General features: G+C 40.7%; 16 protein-coding genes. 2 read left to right on the top strand and 14 right to left on the bottom strand.

Going from position 1 to position 15881, the window contains the following annotated elements; genetic code table 11:
- Window positions 1-67: 67 nt before the first annotated feature.
- Together QWT69_RS07760 and murG are read right to left on the bottom strand one after the other, a co-directional pair.
- On the bottom strand, window positions 68-2881 hold the full coding sequence (locus tag QWT69_RS07760; protein WP_317970608.1) for a 2-oxoglutarate dehydrogenase E1 component: 2814 nt from the start codon (window positions 2879-2881) through the stop codon (window positions 68-70).
- 198 nt (window positions 2882-3079) lie between these two features.
- Entirely contained in the window at window positions 3080-4156 is a 1077-nt protein-coding gene (gene murG / locus QWT69_RS07755; protein WP_317970606.1) for an undecaprenyldiphospho-muramoylpentapeptide beta-N-acetylglucosaminyltransferase, read from the bottom strand.
- A gap of 160 nt (window positions 4157-4316) precedes the next feature.
- Between murG and QWT69_RS07750 the strand changes: the two genes are divergently transcribed.
- Window positions 4317-5675, top strand: a complete 1359-nt coding sequence (locus QWT69_RS07750; RefSeq protein ID WP_317970604.1) for an MATE family efflux transporter — start codon at window positions 4317-4319, stop codon at window positions 5673-5675.
- 60 nt (window positions 5676-5735) lie between these two features.
- On the opposite strand, the gene QWT69_RS07745 is transcribed toward QWT69_RS07750, so the two are convergent.
- The 10 genes from QWT69_RS07745 to QWT69_RS07700 form a co-directional block, all read right to left on the bottom strand.
- Window positions 5736-6626 (bottom strand): CAP domain-containing protein, encoded by an 891-nt coding sequence (locus QWT69_RS07745; protein ID WP_317970602.1) that lies wholly within the window; start codon window positions 6624-6626, stop codon window positions 5736-5738.
- A gap of 192 nt (window positions 6627-6818) precedes the next feature.
- Window positions 6819-7718 (bottom strand): CobW family GTP-binding protein, encoded by a 900-nt coding sequence (locus QWT69_RS07740; protein WP_317970600.1) that lies wholly within the window; start codon window positions 7716-7718, stop codon window positions 6819-6821.
- Window positions 7719-7777: 59 nt separating this feature from the next.
- The gene (locus tag QWT69_RS07735; protein ID WP_317970598.1) at window positions 7778-9286 is read right to left on the bottom strand and encodes a lmo1851 family serine protease; all 1509 of its coding nucleotides are present in this window, start codon (window positions 9284-9286) and stop codon (window positions 7778-7780) included.
- An 87-nt stretch (window positions 9287-9373) separates the two neighbouring features.
- Window positions 9374-10075 carry a purine-nucleoside phosphorylase gene (deoD, locus tag QWT69_RS07730; protein WP_317970596.1) on the bottom strand — a complete coding sequence of 234 codons (702 nt, stop codon included), beginning with the start codon at window positions 10073-10075 and terminating at the stop codon, window positions 9374-9376.
- 83 nt (window positions 10076-10158) lie between these two features.
- Window positions 10159-10377, bottom strand: a complete 219-nt coding sequence (locus QWT69_RS07725; protein WP_317970594.1) for a YozE family protein — start codon at window positions 10375-10377, stop codon at window positions 10159-10161.
- Between the two features lie 15 nt (window positions 10378-10392).
- Window positions 10393-10818, bottom strand: a complete 426-nt coding sequence (gene msrB / locus QWT69_RS07720; protein WP_317970592.1) for a peptide-methionine (R)-S-oxide reductase MsrB — start codon at window positions 10816-10818, stop codon at window positions 10393-10395.
- On the bottom strand, window positions 10815-11345 hold the full coding sequence (gene msrA, locus QWT69_RS07715; RefSeq protein ID WP_317970590.1) for a peptide-methionine (S)-S-oxide reductase MsrA: 531 nt from the start codon (window positions 11343-11345) through the stop codon (window positions 10815-10817). The genes msrB and msrA overlap by 4 nt, the downstream gene beginning before the upstream one ends.
- A 12-nt stretch (window positions 11346-11357) precedes the next feature.
- Complete coding sequence (locus QWT69_RS07710; RefSeq protein ID WP_317970588.1) at window positions 11358-11933, bottom strand: YpmS family protein; 576 nt, start codon at window positions 11931-11933, stop codon at window positions 11358-11360.
- Window positions 11934-11937: 4 nt separating this feature from the next.
- Complete coding sequence (locus QWT69_RS07705) at window positions 11938-12756, bottom strand: GDSL-type esterase/lipase family protein (RefSeq protein ID WP_317970586.1); 819 nt, start codon at window positions 12754-12756, stop codon at window positions 11938-11940.
- Between the two features lie 46 nt (window positions 12757-12802).
- Window positions 12803-13642 (bottom strand): DegV family protein, encoded by an 840-nt coding sequence (locus QWT69_RS07700; protein WP_317970584.1) that lies wholly within the window; start codon window positions 13640-13642, stop codon window positions 12803-12805.
- 72 nt (window positions 13643-13714) lie between these two features.
- Between QWT69_RS07700 and trhA the strand changes: the two genes are divergently transcribed.
- Window positions 13715-14350 (top strand): PAQR family membrane homeostasis protein TrhA, encoded by a 636-nt coding sequence (gene trhA / locus QWT69_RS07695; protein ID WP_317970582.1) that lies wholly within the window; start codon window positions 13715-13717, stop codon window positions 14348-14350.
- A 29-nt stretch (window positions 14351-14379) separates the two neighbouring features.
- Here the strand turns inward: trhA and QWT69_RS07690 are convergent, their stop codons facing one another.
- Complete coding sequence (locus QWT69_RS07690; protein WP_317970580.1) at window positions 14380-14859, bottom strand: dihydrofolate reductase; 480 nt, start codon at window positions 14857-14859, stop codon at window positions 14380-14382.
- Between the two features lie 25 nt (window positions 14860-14884).
- Window positions 14885-15826 (bottom strand): thymidylate synthase, encoded by a 942-nt coding sequence (locus tag QWT69_RS07685; RefSeq protein ID WP_317970578.1) that lies wholly within the window; start codon window positions 15824-15826, stop codon window positions 14885-14887.
- Between the last annotated feature and the right edge of the window lie 55 nt (window positions 15827-15881).

The raw sequence follows: 15881 nt of genomic DNA, 5'->3' as shown, positions 1-15881 counted from the left end.
AAATTCCTCCTCTATTCTACCGCACTTACGGTGTATAACATTTAAAAATCACATTTACTTTAATATCTTATTTACTTTTTAACGCTTCATCAATAATACGCTGTTGTTCAGTCTTATGGTCTTCACCATTGCCCTCTGAAGGACTTGCACGATGAATTCGACCAATATAGGATACTTCTTTGCCGTCTGCAATTTCACGCAGATATGGTGATGCAAATGACCATGATCCCATGTTTTTCGGCTCTTCCTGTACCCATACTAGTTCTTCAGCTTTTGGATAGCGTGCCGTAATTTCAGCGATCTTTTCAGATGGGAACGGATAAAGCTGTTCCACGCGCACTATATGAAGATGATCAAAACCTTCTCCGTCTTTCACTTTTTCCGCCAAATCAATTGCCATTTTACCGCTGGCAAAGAGAATTTTCTTGACTCCATCTGTATTCTGACCCGTTCCAGGCTGTTCAAGCACTGTCTGGAAGTGACCGTCGGATAGATCGCTGACATCTGCACCTACTAACGGATGACGCAATAATGATTTTGGTGAAACGATAACGAGAGGACGTTCTACTTCTGTTCCAAGCATTTTAGCCTGTCTGCGTAAAATGTGGAAATAGTTCGCTGCACTAGATAGATTTGCTACAGTCCAGTTATTCTCTGCACAAAGCTGTAGGAATCTTTCAAGACGTGCGCTGGAATGTTCAGGTCCCTGGCCTTCATATGCATGTGGCAACAGCATGACCAATCCAGATTGCTGTCCCCATTTAGAGTGACTTGAAGAGATAAATTGGTCGAACATGACTTGTGCCATATTTGCAAAGTCACCATATTGCGCTTCCCATATTGACAATGCTTTATCTTTTTCCAAGTTATACCCGAATTCGTATCCTACTACCGCAAATTCTGTCAATGGGCTGTTATACGCTACGAAAGAAGCGTTGGATCCACTGATATGGTGTAAAGGTACAAATTCTTCACCTGATTTTTCATCATGGAGAACTAGATGACGATGTGCAAAAGTTCCGCGTTGGATATCCTGGCCAGTCATCCGAATCGGATTTCCATCTTGGAGGATTGCGCCGAACGCCAATTGTTCTGCGTGTGCCCAGTCAATCTTACCTTTGCCTTTGAAAGGCTCTTCCCGACGCTTAAGAATGCGATCCAACTTACTGAACACAGTGAAGTCATCAGGATAGGATAGGAGCTCTTCATTCATGCGATGCAAAGTTTCCTGATCGACGCCTGTTTCAAGATCCCTTGGGAATCCATTAAGTACGTAGTCAGGTGTTGCATTCGACATTTTTTTCACATCTGACGAATGCTCTTTTACTCTGTCATATGCAGCTTGCATTTCAGCAAATACATTTGAATCGAGTTTCTCAACATCTGAATCATTCAGGATATTCTCTTTTACGAGTTCCGCTCCATATAACTGACGAGGAGTCGGATGTTTATGGATTAAATGATACATTACCGGATTCGTGACCAACGGTTCATCCATCTCATTATGCCCATAGCGACGATAACCAATTAAATCTATCAAGATATCCTTGCTGAATTTCTGGCGATATTCAAAAGCGAATGCTGCAGCAGCGATAACTTCTTCAGGGCTATCTGCGTTGACATGCAAAATTGGCACTTCAAAACCTTTTGCAGGATCTGAAGAATAATGAGTCGATCTTGAATCGTAATATTCAGTCGTAAAGCCGATTGTATTATTTGCAATGATATGAACAGATCCGCCTGTTTTATAACCACGCACGCGGCTGTAGTTAAATGTCTCCGGAACAATACCCTGCCCAGGGAAAGCTGCATCACCATGAATCATAATAGCGTAAGCCGCATTCATATCCTGGGTCGGCATTCCTTCGTGATTAGTCGTTTCCTGAGCGGCACGAGTCTGACCTGCGACAACAGGGTTTACTACTTCCAAATGGGAAGGATTGTAAGCAAGAAAACGTTCCATTCCGGATTGACCTTTGTAAAGTCCACCCATATGGTATTTCACATCTCCGAACCAACCACGCGTCGTAATAAGTGAACCGTCTTCTGGAAGGAATGGTGAAGATGGTACTCCTGCGAATTCTGCGAACATCATTTCATAAGGTTTATTCAAAATATGCGTAAGTACATTCAGTCGGCCACGGTGTGCCATACCAATCAGTACTTTTTTCATCTTTTCAGCTTCCGAACGGCGGACCAATTCATCCAGTAGGACGACTAAAGAATCTAGGCCTTCAATGGAAAACCGTTTTGCACCGACAAATGTCCGGTGAATAAATTTCTCAAAACCTTCAATTTGTGTAAGTCTAGTAAGCAATCCTTTGCGATCTTCAGCCGAAAGGTTAACAGTAACTTCACCGTTCTCGATTTTAGACTGGATCCAATTACGTTCTTCCTCATCGATTACATGGGCAAACTCATATGCAATTTTGCCTGTGTACAATGATTTTAAATAATTTACAGCTTCAAGTCCTGTCTCTACGCTAGATGGCGCATTTGGCAAGAAAAGAGAAGCCGACATATTCTGCAAATCACTTTCTGTTAATCCATAATTCGATAACTCTAGACGGCTCGAATCCTTCGGACGATCGTTGAGAGGATAGATGTCCGCAGCAAGATGTCCGTAAGCACGGATTGCATCTATTAGTGTGTATGCAGCGAGAACTTTACCGAAATCACCTGCAGACACTGCCGCCGCTGCTGTCGCCTGCTGATTACTTTCAACAGAAGGAGCACCGTATTTTTTGAACATCTCTGCAAGTTCAGGGTCGACCGTGTCCGGTGATACCTTAAACTTCTCATACATTTCCATTACATACCCAAGGTTCGGACCTGCGAATACCGAGTAAGGGGAACGTTGGGAACCAACATTGTTCGACATGTAAAATGACCTCCACATTTGCCTTTCGGCCTGTTGTGTTTATATTTTTTATCCGTATACATAGTACCATGCAAACTGTATTACTGAAAGGGTTTAGCACTATATAATTGGCTTTTATACCGCACTCAACTTTACACCTTGTTTTTGAATATTGCAACAGTCTGCGTATGGTTGAATGCGCATAATTATCAACGCGGCCTAATTTTTATAAGACAAAATCATATTTGCCATATCCTCAGGAGATTTCGTCGTTGCTACTTTCTTCATACTCTTGAGCAGTTCTTCTTTATGGTCAACGAGAGATGCAAACAACTCTACTGCAGATAACTTTTTCAATTCTTCTTCTTCAACGACTTCTGCGATACCGAGGGATTCGAATAGCGATGCATTCAACAACTGATCTCCCCGACTTTGTGAAGCTGATAGCGGAATAAGTAGCATCGGCTTTAAAACGGACAACAATTCAAAAATTGCATTCGAGCCTGCCCGTGATATAGCAAAATCAGCAGCGGCTAATAAATGCGGCAGACCTTCCGTGACATATTCAAATTGTGTATATCCAGGAATATGCTCCAAGGATTCATCTATATTACCTTTACCGCAAAGATGGATAATTTCAAACCTTTCAAGCAATCTATCCAATTCTTTACGGACAGTAGCGTTGAGAATTGCAGATCCCTGACTACCACCTGTTACGATAAAAACCGGTTTCTCCCCTTTTAAACGTGCAATCCGCAACCCTTCAAACCGCTCACCTTCAAATATTTCCGGACGAATAACAGCACCTGTGCATGTTGCCCGGTCTGAAGGAACATGTTGCAATGTCTGTTCAAACACTGTGAAAATATGTTTTGCAAATGGTAACGCAAGTTTGTTCGCAAGACCCGGAGTGACGTCAGATTCATGGATAACAACAGGGATTTTCGCCAATTTCGCGGCTAAAATGACTGGAACAGAAACAAATCCTCCTTTGGAGAATATGATTTCCGGCTTCAATTTCTTCAGTAATGCAAACGCCTGAAGGACTCCTGCTCCTACACGGAGAGGATCGGAAAAATTTTTCAAAGAAAAATATCGTCTTAATTTCCCGCTCTGAATTGAATGGTACTTCACTTCTTTATGACCGTTGCGGATCAATTCCTTTTCAATTCCATTGTGGGAACCGATATAATGAACTTCATATCCTTTTTCGATAAATACAGGAATGAGCGCTTCGTTAACGGATACATGCCCCGCTGTCCCGCCCCCTGTCAATACTATAACTGGCCGTTTCATCTGGCCCTTCACCTCATCTTACTAAATTTGAATGATACAATAGTTGCTTAGCTAGTATAGCAAAAAAAACATGTTACAATGTGAATTGATTTGCGATTGAGCAAACAATTGTCTTTTGATGGTTGGTAAATCTATTTTCATGCAGAAAGGAGCATCCCTAATGGAAGAAGAATTACCGCTGAAGAAAAAAATGAGTATTTTTATTAAAATCGTCATACCTATCCTTATTACTCAAGTAGCAATGTATTTGATGACTTTTTTCGATATTCTCATGACAGGACGCTATAATACGCACGATTTAGCCGGTGTTACAATAGGATCTTCCTTCTGGGTTCCTGTGTATACAGGATTATCCGGAATTCTGATGGGCCTCACTCCACTTATTGCACATTACATAGGCGGTGGAAAGAAAGAAGAAACCCGGCCTTCAGTACAACAAGGATTATATGTCGCTATTGCCTTATCTGCAATCGTCTTTACAATCATGTACTTTGCCGTCATCCCCTCTATCAATCATATGCCACTGGAAGGTCCGGTTAGCATAGTTGCTGGCGAATACTTAATAGGGATGTGCATTGGACTTATTCCTCTGTTCGCTTATACTGTATTACGCGCCTTTTTTGACGCTTTGGGAGCGACTCGTGTTTCCATGTTCATCATTCTATTGTCAGCGCCAATTAACATTTTTCTCAACTACTTACTCATATACGGTAATTTCGGATTTCCGGAATTAGGTGGAGCGGGTGCAGGCTATGCATCAGGTATAACTTATTGGATTGTATTGAGTATCGCTATTCTGATTGCATGGAAGCGAAAACCTTTCCAACAGTATTCGCTGTTTGCTAATTGGGAAAAAATATCTCTAAAAAAATGGTTAGAGATTTTAAAAATCGGTGTTCCGATCGGATTATCAATCTTTGCTGAGATCAGTATTTTTTCAGTTGTCACGTTATTAATGAGTGGATACACAACTGAGACAATATCTGCCCACCAGATCGCCTTAAATTTCACATCACTATTGTACATGATTCCATTAAGCATCTCTATGGGGGCAACTATTCTTGTTGGTCAAGCTGTCGGTTCAGGACGGATGACCAATGCAAAGCATTACAGCTTCCTTGCTGTAGGTATGGCAATAGCTTTCAGTTTCATTTCAATTGTCATCCTTTTACTATTCCGAGAACCGATCGCATCATTATATACTGAGGATCCCGAAATCATCGCCTTAGCGATTAAATTCTTTGTGTTCGCCGCCTTCTTCCAATTATCTGATGCAATCCAGGCACCGATTCAAGGATCGTTGCGTGGTTATAAAGATGTCAATATGACGTTTATCGTCGCTATTATATCTTTTTGGGTTATCGGACTGCCTGTAGGGTATGTAACTGCGAAATTCACCGAACTCGGTCCATATGGCTATTGGGTCGGTTTGATCGTCGGGTTAACAATCGGCGCCGTTACATTGAGCATCCGCTTATCGATTGTTCAAAAACGGTTTAGAATAATGAAACAATCCTAGATTCACGCAAAAAAGAACATGACGGAGGTATGAACCCGTCATGTTCTTTTTCTTCACATCTTATTTTTGAATGAACTGCTGTGTCCAGTAGTTGCCGTTTGCATCATAACCGATACCGATATGAGTGAAACTAGCTGTTAGGATATTCTGTCTGTGACCAGGTGAATCCATCCATGCCTTAACTACTTCTTCTGCGCTGCGTTGACCCATCGCAATGTTTTCTGCAGCAGCCCGATAGCTAACTCCATTTGCTTTCATCTGATCAAATGGTGAACCGTAAGTTGGACTAGTATGTGAGAAATAATTTTTCGTTGCCATGTCTGTAGATTTCTGACGTGCAGAATTCATTAAGTTATTATCAATCTGCAATGGCTGCAAACCTACTTTTTGTCTTTCGGCATTCGTCAAGTTAAGTACCGCTTGTTCAACAGCTGATATTGACGTGCTCTGTCCCTGATTAGCAGGCGGTTGCTGAACAACCGGTTGTTCACTTGGTGTTTGTGGAACTGTTACAGGTTTTTGCTGCTCTACCGGTTTATTTGGTGTTACAGGTTTTTGTTGTTCTACCGGTTTATTCGGTGCTACAGGTTTTTGTTGTTCTACCGGTTTATTCGGTGCTACAGGTTTTTGTTGTTCTACCGGTTTACTCGGTACTACAGGTTTTTGTTCGATAGTCGGCTCGGTCGGTTGAACCGGTTTTGCTGAAGGTTTCTGAACTGTTACGAACAGATTCTCTCCAAATTTCTTCTTCAATTCTTCTATATAGGAAGAGAAATATTCGTTCATGTCACTTGAGGAGTTGTATTGCCCCTCAGTTCCTACGTAATACTGAATGGTTTGTACTGCTTTTTGAACGTTTGCATCATTATTTTGATATGATGCTTCTACATTATTGTTATTCGACACTAGTAGTGCCGAACCGAGTAAGATGACTGCCATCGATTTTTTCATCTTTAACTCCTCCCTTCGCAATCTATCATAACTGAGAGAAGAGAAGCAGAAACGGTAGAACTAACCAATATATCCATAGAATACGTTAATGCCTTTGTACAAGGCGTCTAGTAATATACGAATTGGATAATACCGGTTAATACGGCCATTATTTCATCTGAGATGGGGTTGACAATCATTTTTTTTATAAAATCATCCAGGATATTCTAGTTGTTGCACACCTTCGCCGATAACAACGAGTTGAGGCTCCATCTTCACATATTCAGGAAGCCAGTTAACCATGCCATACGCATATTGAAACAGATAAGGGTTCTTTGCACCGACTAGAGGTACATAGCCTTTCATTCTATAAACTGTATCAGGTAATGATTTCACCCAATCTTCAAATCGATCTTTCTCCACGGAACGATCAAAAACAATCAGTTTTGAAGATAAAGGGAGGTGTTTACCTGAAATAACTTGTTTTTCAGATATGGCTTTCATATTCGCCAATGTTTCTTCGATAAAAGAAAAAGAAATATCTGCATTAACGGTTTGTATTATCGGTGCATTTTCATTAAAGTTACCTAGTTCCATCGTCACAGTTGCCAATTCAGATTCTGTCAGTAAATCTGCTTTATTGGCTAAAATTATATGTGCATGACGAATTTGCTCCATGAATAGCGAACGGATTTGAGGCGAAAGCTTTTCCCTTTCCAACCAGCGTTTGGAATCAGCCACAGTCACAATCCCTTTAATGGTTAACCGCTCGGCGAATAAAGGCGAATAAACAGCATCTAATGCCTCAACAGGATGTGCAGCACCTGTCGTTTCAATGAGAATGACATCAATATGTTCATACTCCTCTAGTAATCCTTGTAACTGTGCTTCAGTCTGTTCGGAACCCGTGCAGCAAATACAACCGTTTAAAAGCTCTTTCAAAGGGATATTTTCCTCATTTGCCACTGTATCTGAATCGATTGAAATCGAACCGAATTCATTCATTAAAACTGCTGGCTTCTTTCCTTCTGCTTTCAACTGTGCAATTAAATTCATGAGCAAGGATGTTTTCCCACTCCCTAAAAACCCGCTTAACAAATAGACATCTGTCATTACAATCCCTCTTTTGTATATGAAAAGCGTCCATCCATGAAGGAGTGGACGCTTTTCAATTATTTTCCGATCTGTTCTTTCAAGACTTCCATCGCTTTCATCAGTTGTGGGTCATCATTTTTAATCTTATCTCTTAATTCATTCATAAGCCCATATGTCGTATCGCCTGAAAGGATTCCATTCACTTTCAATGATAATTTCTCTTGCAGCGCTTCGACAGCTTCTTTTGTGCTGTTATCGTATAATCCATCGACATCTCCCGGTTCAAAACCGATGGCAGCCAACATTTCCTCAGCTGCTTTAATGGAAGGTGATACCATTCCTTCGTTCATTTCCACAGACGGATCAAGGAAGGGCAGCATAGCGTATGACGGGTACTCGACCACAATATCAGGTTCAATCCCCTTTTCATGAATCCAATTACCATCTGGAGTTAGCCATTTGGCAGTTGTAAGCTTCAAGTTAGATCCATCTGGCAGATCTTTAGGTGTCTGAACAGTCCCTTTACCGTAGGTTTTGATGCCGATAAGAGGTACTTTAGCGGACTCTTTCAGAGCACCTGCAAGAATTTCTGAAGCCGAGGCACTGCCATCATCGATGACTAGCGTTACTGGCACTTCAACTTTACGTCCATTTGATGCAACATAAATCTCAGGATTATTTCCTTTTCCTTCATATTGGAAAAGGTTTTTATCTTTCTCTACAAAGAGATCCGAAATATCGATTGCTGTATTTAACATACCACCAGGATTTTGACGAACGTCAACAATGAGACCTTCCATCCCTTGCTTTTCCATTTCATCAAGAGCCGTTAACAACTCTTCATACGTATGTTCCGAGAAGCTCGTAATATGAATATGTGCAATGTGATCATCCAGCATTTCAGCATATACCGTTTCAATTGGAATGACATCTCGTTCGATTTTCACATCAAAAGGCTCAGACATCTCACCTCTTCGAACAGACAACGTGACAGTTGTGCCTTTTTCTCCACGAATCAGCAATACCGCTTCAGATGATGACATGCCTTGGATGCTTGTTCCGTCAACGGCGATAATCAGATCATTCGGCAACAATCCTGCACGTTCAGCGGGGGAGTTTTTAATTGGTGAGACGACGTTGATATACCCGTTCAACTCCTGGATTTCAGCGCCAATCCCTTCAAAACTTGATGAAATACTTTCATTTAATTGTCGTGCTTCCTTTTCACTCAGGTAATCTGAAAACGGATCTCCTAGCGCTTCAATCATTCCATTAATGGCACCATCAATAATAGCAGTTTCATCAATATCATTATAATAGGTTTTTTTCATTTCATCATATGCATCGTACAGTTTCTTGAACTCTTTACGATCCACATTTGTATTATTTTGCGGACTTATTACTTCTACGACTTTGTCTTCACCCGTTGTCAAAGCAAAAAATGTCACAGCTGCTGTAGCGAGAACGAGACCGAATACGAGCATGACCAGTGAGAACGGTTTCATGTGAATAAAGCGCTTACCACGAGGTTCATATCCGGTTTCGGTTTCGTTTTCGAGACCGTCATTATTCTCTCTATCGTCCATCCCATTCCCAACTTTCTTCACTCATTTTTTATGAGTTGATAAAAAATAGACCGCCGCCGATAAAGCGAGCGGTCTTGCATTGCGTTCTTATTGAATAGCTGCGTCTAAAGCTACAACGATCATTTCGTTGAATGTCGTTTGTCTTTCTTCAGAAGTTGTCACTTCACCTGTAAGAATATGATCACTCACTGTAAGAACGGCTAGTGCCTGTCTTCCAAATTTGGCAGCAAGTGTGTACAATGCAGCAGTTTCCATTTCGACTGCTAATACGCCATACTGCGCCAATTTCTCATGTTCTGCATGCTCATTGTAGAAGAAATCTTCCGTGAAGACATTCCCGACCTTCAAGTCCAGACCTTTTTCAACACCTGCATTGTAAGCTTTCAATAATAAATCGAAATCTGCTGTCGGCGCGTAATCGACACCGTTAAAAAATGTCCGGTTGATTGGTGAATTCGTCGTTGCACTTTGCGCTAAAATTACATCACGTACATGTACATCTTTTTGGATTGCACCGCAAGTTCCTACGCGAATCAGTTTCTGTACATCGTATTCCTGCATTAGTTCCGTTATGTAGATTGAGATAGAAGGTACACCCATTCCTGTCCCTTGTACGGAAATACGTTTTCCTTTATATGTGCCTGTATATCCGAACATATTTCGGACCTCATTATATTGGGTCACATCTTCAAGAAATGTCTCTGCGATATATTTAGCACGCAAAGGATCTCCTGGTAAAAGTATCGTATCAGCGATATCGCCTTTTTTCGCATTAATATGTATGCTCAATTTGCCCGCCTACCTTTCAAAATTCTGTACTAATCATACAGTTAATTGTTCCATTATGCAATAATGATGGATCTGCAAATGCATCAAAAACGCTCTTTATATAAAGCATACAATTCATCAAAGATTACACTTCGCATGTGAGGATCCGCCTTCTCTTCCAAGTAACGAGAAAGTGGATCGAATTCTTTTTCATTTTTAGGAAATGCAAGATCATTGAACATAGCTTCCGCAAAGACTGCATGGTCATCGTCTTTAGAGCCGCCCCGATAAGCTAATGCAAACTGATAAAATGACCGCTCCATTCATTAACCTCCCATTCAGTCTTCGAATAACTTACGGTAGTCACCATATCCCTCGGCATCAAGTTCATTTACAGGCACGAATCGCATAGATGCAGAATTGATGCAATATCGTAATCCTTCTGGCCCTGGGCCATCGGGAAATACATGTCCCAAATGGGAGTCGGCTGTCTTACTGCGGACTTCGGTTCTTCGCATGCCATGCGTTGTATCAAAGTGCTCTGTCACTTCCGCGCTATCAATTGGCTTTGTGAAACTAGGCCATCCGCAACCTGCATCATATTTGTCGAGTGAGCTAAATAGTGGTTTTCCGGATACGACATCTACATAGATGCCTTCATCAAAATGGCTATCATATTCATTTTGAAATGGTCGTTCTGTGCCATTTTCTTGTGTTACATAATACTGGATTTCCGTCAATTTGTTTTTCAAATCTTCTTTCATTGTTGATCACTCCAATTCTCTTTTTTAAAGTTCTCTCTGCCTGATCCTACGGCATATCGATTATAGTGAGTTGGATTTTTAAGATAATAATCCTGATGACCTTCTTCTGCAGGATAAAACGTTTTAGCTGGAAGAATATCTGTCTGGATTGGTTGCTTGAACTTTCCTGAATCTTGCAAGCTTTGCTTGGATGTCATTGCCAACGCACTTTGTTCCTCGGAATGCGTGTATATGGCAGTTTTATAAGAATCACCGCGGTCGAAAAATTGTCCACCTGCATCTGTAGGGTCAATTTGACGCCAAAATATGGATAGTAATTCTTCATATGAAATGATTGAATCGTCAAACGTTATTTGGACGGCTTCTCTATGACCCGTCGTATTTGTGCAAACCAATTCATAAGAAGGATTGGGTACATCCCCACCCGTATAGCCCGATACGACAGAAAGTACACCATCATATCTGTCGAACGGTTTTACCATGCACCAAAAACACCCTCCAGCAAATGTTGCTAATTGTGTTGTCATGTTCTCTCCTCCTTATTCATGTGGAATAGTAACTTCAAATACTATATCGTCTTCTGCCAAGTTTAACGTCTTCGCTCTTACGTGCAAGTTTCCAGAAACCGGAAGTTCGGCGAGGTTTATGAAAATCTCTTCTTCTTTCGGACGGACAACCATCCATTCCGGTAATTTGATCGAATCACGTAAAAGCTTTAAAACAGTCTCAGGAGGGATGTCCAACGGCCCAATTTCCATAGAGGTCTGTTTCAGTAATAGATTTCCATCGGCTAGAACGACAGGATCAAAGTGCATGTTTATAGGAACTTTAAAAGAGAAGGCAATCAGTTCAGAATGCAGGATGACGTCATCTTCAATTCTCATCATTACAGGCAATTGTTCACCTTTCATCGCTTTTCCGATATATGTGTTGGCCAGTCCTTCCAAGTCATCACGCGATGCCTTTACACTTAACACACTGCCATTTCCAGAATATCTTTCGGTTATGGGCAATGGATCGGAGTCACCCGGACTTTCTATAAAAATCACTAAGGCTACAATTCCGGCAATGATAAGGCCAACCAGCCCTAAAAAAGCTATTTTCCAACGGTTCAAAATATCACCTCTGCATCTCCAATTTCCCGTCAGTTAAATCCGCCAAACCACAAGCATCAATTTTTTCAATCAAGCGGTTTGCCATCGATTCATATCCTTTTGCATTTGGATGAAAGAAATCGGTATGGTAGACCAAGTTTTCATTGCCGACAAATAAGTCATTCACTGGTGTAAAACAAGCTTTTCCATCCATAACAACTTGAATTTCAATCGCTTCATTCCAGTCATCGATGATTGTTTCAAATTCATTCTTTTCGTCGGTGATAATGGAGAACGGATTATATAATCCTACGACAAATATTGCTGTATCGCCGTTCAATGCACGAATTGTTTTAAAAACTTGGTCGAGTCGATTTTCAAACTTCCCCAATTCAGAATAGAATTGCTCTGACTCTAATTTAAAGAGATTCTTTTTCACGACTTTCATAATGTCATTCCCGCCAATGGTCAGATAGATGACATCAGCTTTTTTTATTTTTTTTTGAATTTCCGGATCATCGAGCTGTTCTAGAAGTTGGTCGCTTCGTCTGCCGCGCTTTGCCAAATTGGAAGAGTTAATTTTTTTAACGCCTTTCCAATCATTCATGGCTAGTGTGACACGCCCATAATATCCTTCCCTTTTATATTCATCTCCTACACCTTGTGTTAGTGAATCTCCAAGTCCGATTACATAGATTGTTTCCGGTATGAAATAATCCCGAACTTCAAAGTTTTCAAAGCTCAAGTAAACACGATCGGAGAACAAAGGTGTTTCATGAATATCATTGTTACTGCATCCAGACAACAATAATGAGAAGATGAGTAAGAATAGTACTCTTCTCATAGTAATAATTCCCCTTTTTCTGTTTATTGAACCATGCTTTATACAGTTAGTCGGTATAATACATGAATCCGATTGCACCTTCACCGGTATGTGTACTGATAATTGGTGATGTGAAAGAAAATTTAATATCTTTCCAATCGAATTCTTCAATCATTTTCATAAGAGGCTCAGCCATTGCCATTCCATTTGCATGAGATATTCCTATGGAGCGTATGATTTTACCCGCCGTATCTTCTTTAAAGGCCTTGAACAGGAATGAAGCAACTTGCTTATGACTTCTAGCTTTACCAACAGGTGTATAGACTCCATCCTGTAAAGTGGCAATCGGTTTAATGTTTAGCAAAGAACCGATCATTGCTTTACCTTTGCCAATTCGGCCACCCTTTACGAGATTATCCAACATATCTACAACGACAAACAATGTCGTGTTTTTGCGCACGACTGCTAATCGTTCCTCAATCTCTTGTACGCTTTTTCCATCCTTCGCCAACTTTGCCGCTTCCAACACTTGGAAAGTCAAAGCGTGTGAAATATACATCGAATCGATAACCGTCACATTAGAATCAGTCATCGAAGCTGCCGCTTCGGCTGACTTTACCGTACCGCTCATGCCGCCCGTCATATGGATGGAAATAATTTCACTACCGTCAGCGCCAAGTCTATCATACAATTCTTTGAACACACCTGTGGCAGGTTGAGAACTTTTCGGAAGTTCATGGCTACCTTTCATTTTTTCGATAAATGATTCAGGTTGTATATCGACTCCGTCTATGTAGGTATCCCCATCTATATGAATAGTAAGAGGAACGACATGAATATCATATTCAGTTAGGTAATTTTCAATTAGATCTGCTGTTGAGTCCGTGACGATGTGGATTTTTTTCATATATAGCACTTCCTTATCATATTGGCTACTTTTATAATATACTAGTATAATACTTACAAAGGAGGAATGAAAATGACTGAAGCTTTCGATTATAAAAACTCAAAAGAAGAACTTTGGAACGCTATCACCCACGGCGTAGGTGCCTTGCTCAGCATTCCTGCGTTAGTCCTCCTCATACTAGCAGGAATCGAACATGGGACGGCCAGAGCCGTCGTCAGTTTCACGATTTTCGGTGTATCCATGCTTCTGCTATTCGTAATGAGCACTCTCTTACATAGTATGCCTGTGAAGGTGAAAAAATTGTTCTCGATTTTCGATCATTCGGCGATTTATGTCCTGATTGCGGGAACGTATACACCCTTTGTTCTTGTAACGATACAAGGAGCATTAGGTTGGACCTTATTCGGCGTCATCTGGGGACTTGCAATCGCAGGTATACTATTCAAAGTATTTTTCATCCATAAATATGAGGCTGTTTCACTCATATTCTATATTGTAATGGGTTGGCTAATCATGGCTGGTATCAAACCGCTCTATGTCAACTTGCCTACTGAAGGATTCGTGCTTCTAGTCGTTGGTGGCTTATTCTATACATTCGGCTCTATCTTCTATGCTTGGAGAAGAATACCATATAACCACGTCATCTGGCATATATTTGTTATGGCTGGCAGTGCAGCAATGTTTTTCAGCGTCCTTTTCTATGTATAAGGGCGCTTTTTGCTGTAAACAATATCGGTCTATTTTCTTTCATATACAAGATATGAGTAAACGATTCCATCAGCCGAATGCTGTTCCGTCGATTCGGAAATAACTTTCCAACCTTCTCCATAATTAGGGAAATAAGTATCTCCATCGTACTCGTTTTGTATCACTGTAATATATAACTTATCCGCAATTTCCATTGATAGATTAAAAATTTCAGCCCCACCGATAATGACGACTTCCTCAGAGTATTTCTCACCTAATTCGATTGCCTCTTTTAACGAATGAACAACTTCGGCACCTTCAGGCGAATATTCTTCATTTCGTGTAATGATAATATTCAACCTTCCAGGCAGTACTTTCCCAATAGACTCGAACGTCTTACGACCCATTACAATGGCTTTTCCCATTGTCACTTTTTTAAAATAACCTAATTCTTCAGGTATATGCCAAGGCATTTTATTGTCAACCCCGATAACACGATTTAAATCATGTGCAACTAACAATGTAATCATAGTAGTCTCCTTTTCGCCAGGACGCTCATACTGCGATTGGCGCTTTGATTTTAGGATGAGGGTCATATCCTTCAAGCTCGATATCCGCAATTGTCAAATCAAATATACTTTTATCTTGAAGATTAATACGCAATGTTGGAAGCTCTCTTGGCGTTCTTGAAAGTTGCTCTTTCACTTGTTCCATATGATTCAAGTAGATATGTGCATCACCTAGCGTATGGACAAACTCCCCTACTTTCAATCCACATTCCTCTGCAATTAGATGAACAAGCAAAGCATACGAGGCGATGTTGAAAGGTACACCTAGGAAAACATCCGCACTTCTCTGATAAAGTTGACAGGAAAGCTTCCCGTCAGCTACATAAAATTGGAACATAGCATGGCAAGGTGGCAAAGCCATATCTTTCACTTCAGAGGGATTCCATGCGGTCACGATATGCCTACGGGAATCCGGGTTTGTCTTGATACCTTTAATTAAAGCATCTATCTGATCAATAACTTCGTTGCCCGTCGTCCAAGATCTCCATTGTTTTCCGTAGATGGGCCCAAGATCTCCATATCGTTCAGCAAACTGATCATCTTCGATAATTTGTTTTTTATAGTTTTCCATCTCAACTTTATAGATGGCCGCGAAATCCTCGTCTTCCAAGCTTCGTCTGCCGAAATCAGTCATGTCAGGACCCACGTACTCATCACTTTTCACCCAACGTTCAAAACCCCACTCATCCCATATTGGATTTCTATCTTCAATAAGTGTACGAATGTTTGTATTGCCTTTTAGAAACCATAATAGCTCAGTTGCAATCAAACGAAATGCAGTTTTTTTCGTTGTCATCAAAGGAAAACCTTCTTGTAGATTATATCGCATCTGATACCCAAATACGCTTTTCGTTCCTGTCCCTGTCCGATCTTGTTTCACTGTTCCATTTTCAAGAATATGTGTGCATAAATCCAAGTATTGTTTCATATGAATATCCTCCTTGTTACTTACTTGACAGTATAGCAAAAAGCACAAAGAAAGA

This window comes from Sporosarcina oncorhynchi, from assembly GCF_033304615.1.
In the GTDB taxonomy this organism is placed as follows: Bacteria; Bacillota; Bacilli; order Bacillales_A; family Planococcaceae; genus Sporosarcina; species Sporosarcina oncorhynchi.
The sequence above is the reverse complement of the archived record's forward strand: the minus strand, read 5'-3'. Positions and strand labels throughout refer to the sequence as shown.

Coding starts and splice junctions, on each gene's coding strand:
- QWT69_RS07700 (WP_317970584.1), bottom strand. CDS start 13,642: ATGAAAAAAATCCACATCGTCACGGACTCAACAGCAGATCTAATTGAA.
- QWT69_RS07685 (WP_317970578.1), bottom strand. CDS start 15,826: ATGAAACAATACTTGGATTTATGCACACATATTCTTGAAAATGGAACA.
- QWT69_RS07760 (WP_317970608.1), bottom strand. CDS start 2,881: ATGTCGAACAATGTTGGTTCCCAACGTTCCCCTTACTCGGTATTCGCA.
- msrA (WP_317970590.1), bottom strand. CDS start 11,345: ATGACAACACAATTAGCAACATTTGCTGGAGGGTGTTTTTGGTGCATG.
- trhA (WP_317970582.1), top strand. CDS start 13,715: ATGACTGAAGCTTTCGATTATAAAAACTCAAAAGAAGAACTTTGGAAC.
- QWT69_RS07740 (WP_317970600.1), bottom strand. CDS start 7,718: ATGACAGATGTCTATTTGTTAAGCGGGTTTTTAGGGAGTGGGAAAACA.
- msrB (WP_317970592.1), bottom strand. CDS start 10,818: ATGAAAGAAGATTTGAAAAACAAATTGACGGAAATCCAGTATTATGTA.
- QWT69_RS07725 (WP_317970594.1), bottom strand. CDS start 10,377: ATGGAGCGGTCATTTTATCAGTTTGCATTAGCTTATCGGGGCGGCTCT.
- QWT69_RS07745 (WP_317970602.1), bottom strand. CDS start 6,626: ATGAAAAAATCGATGGCAGTCATCTTACTCGGTTCGGCACTACTAGTG.
- QWT69_RS07750 (WP_317970604.1), top strand. CDS start 4,317: ATGGAAGAAGAATTACCGCTGAAGAAAAAAATGAGTATTTTTATTAAA.
- QWT69_RS07705 (WP_317970586.1), bottom strand. CDS start 12,756: ATGAGAAGAGTACTATTCTTACTCATCTTCTCATTATTGTTGTCTGGA.
- QWT69_RS07690 (WP_317970580.1), bottom strand. CDS start 14,859: ATGATTACATTGTTAGTTGCACATGATTTAAATCGTGTTATCGGGGTT.
- murG (WP_317970606.1), bottom strand. CDS start 4,156: ATGAAACGGCCAGTTATAGTATTGACAGGGGGCGGGACAGCGGGGCAT.
- QWT69_RS07735 (WP_317970598.1), bottom strand. CDS start 9,286: ATGGACGATAGAGAGAATAATGACGGTCTCGAAAACGAAACCGAAACC.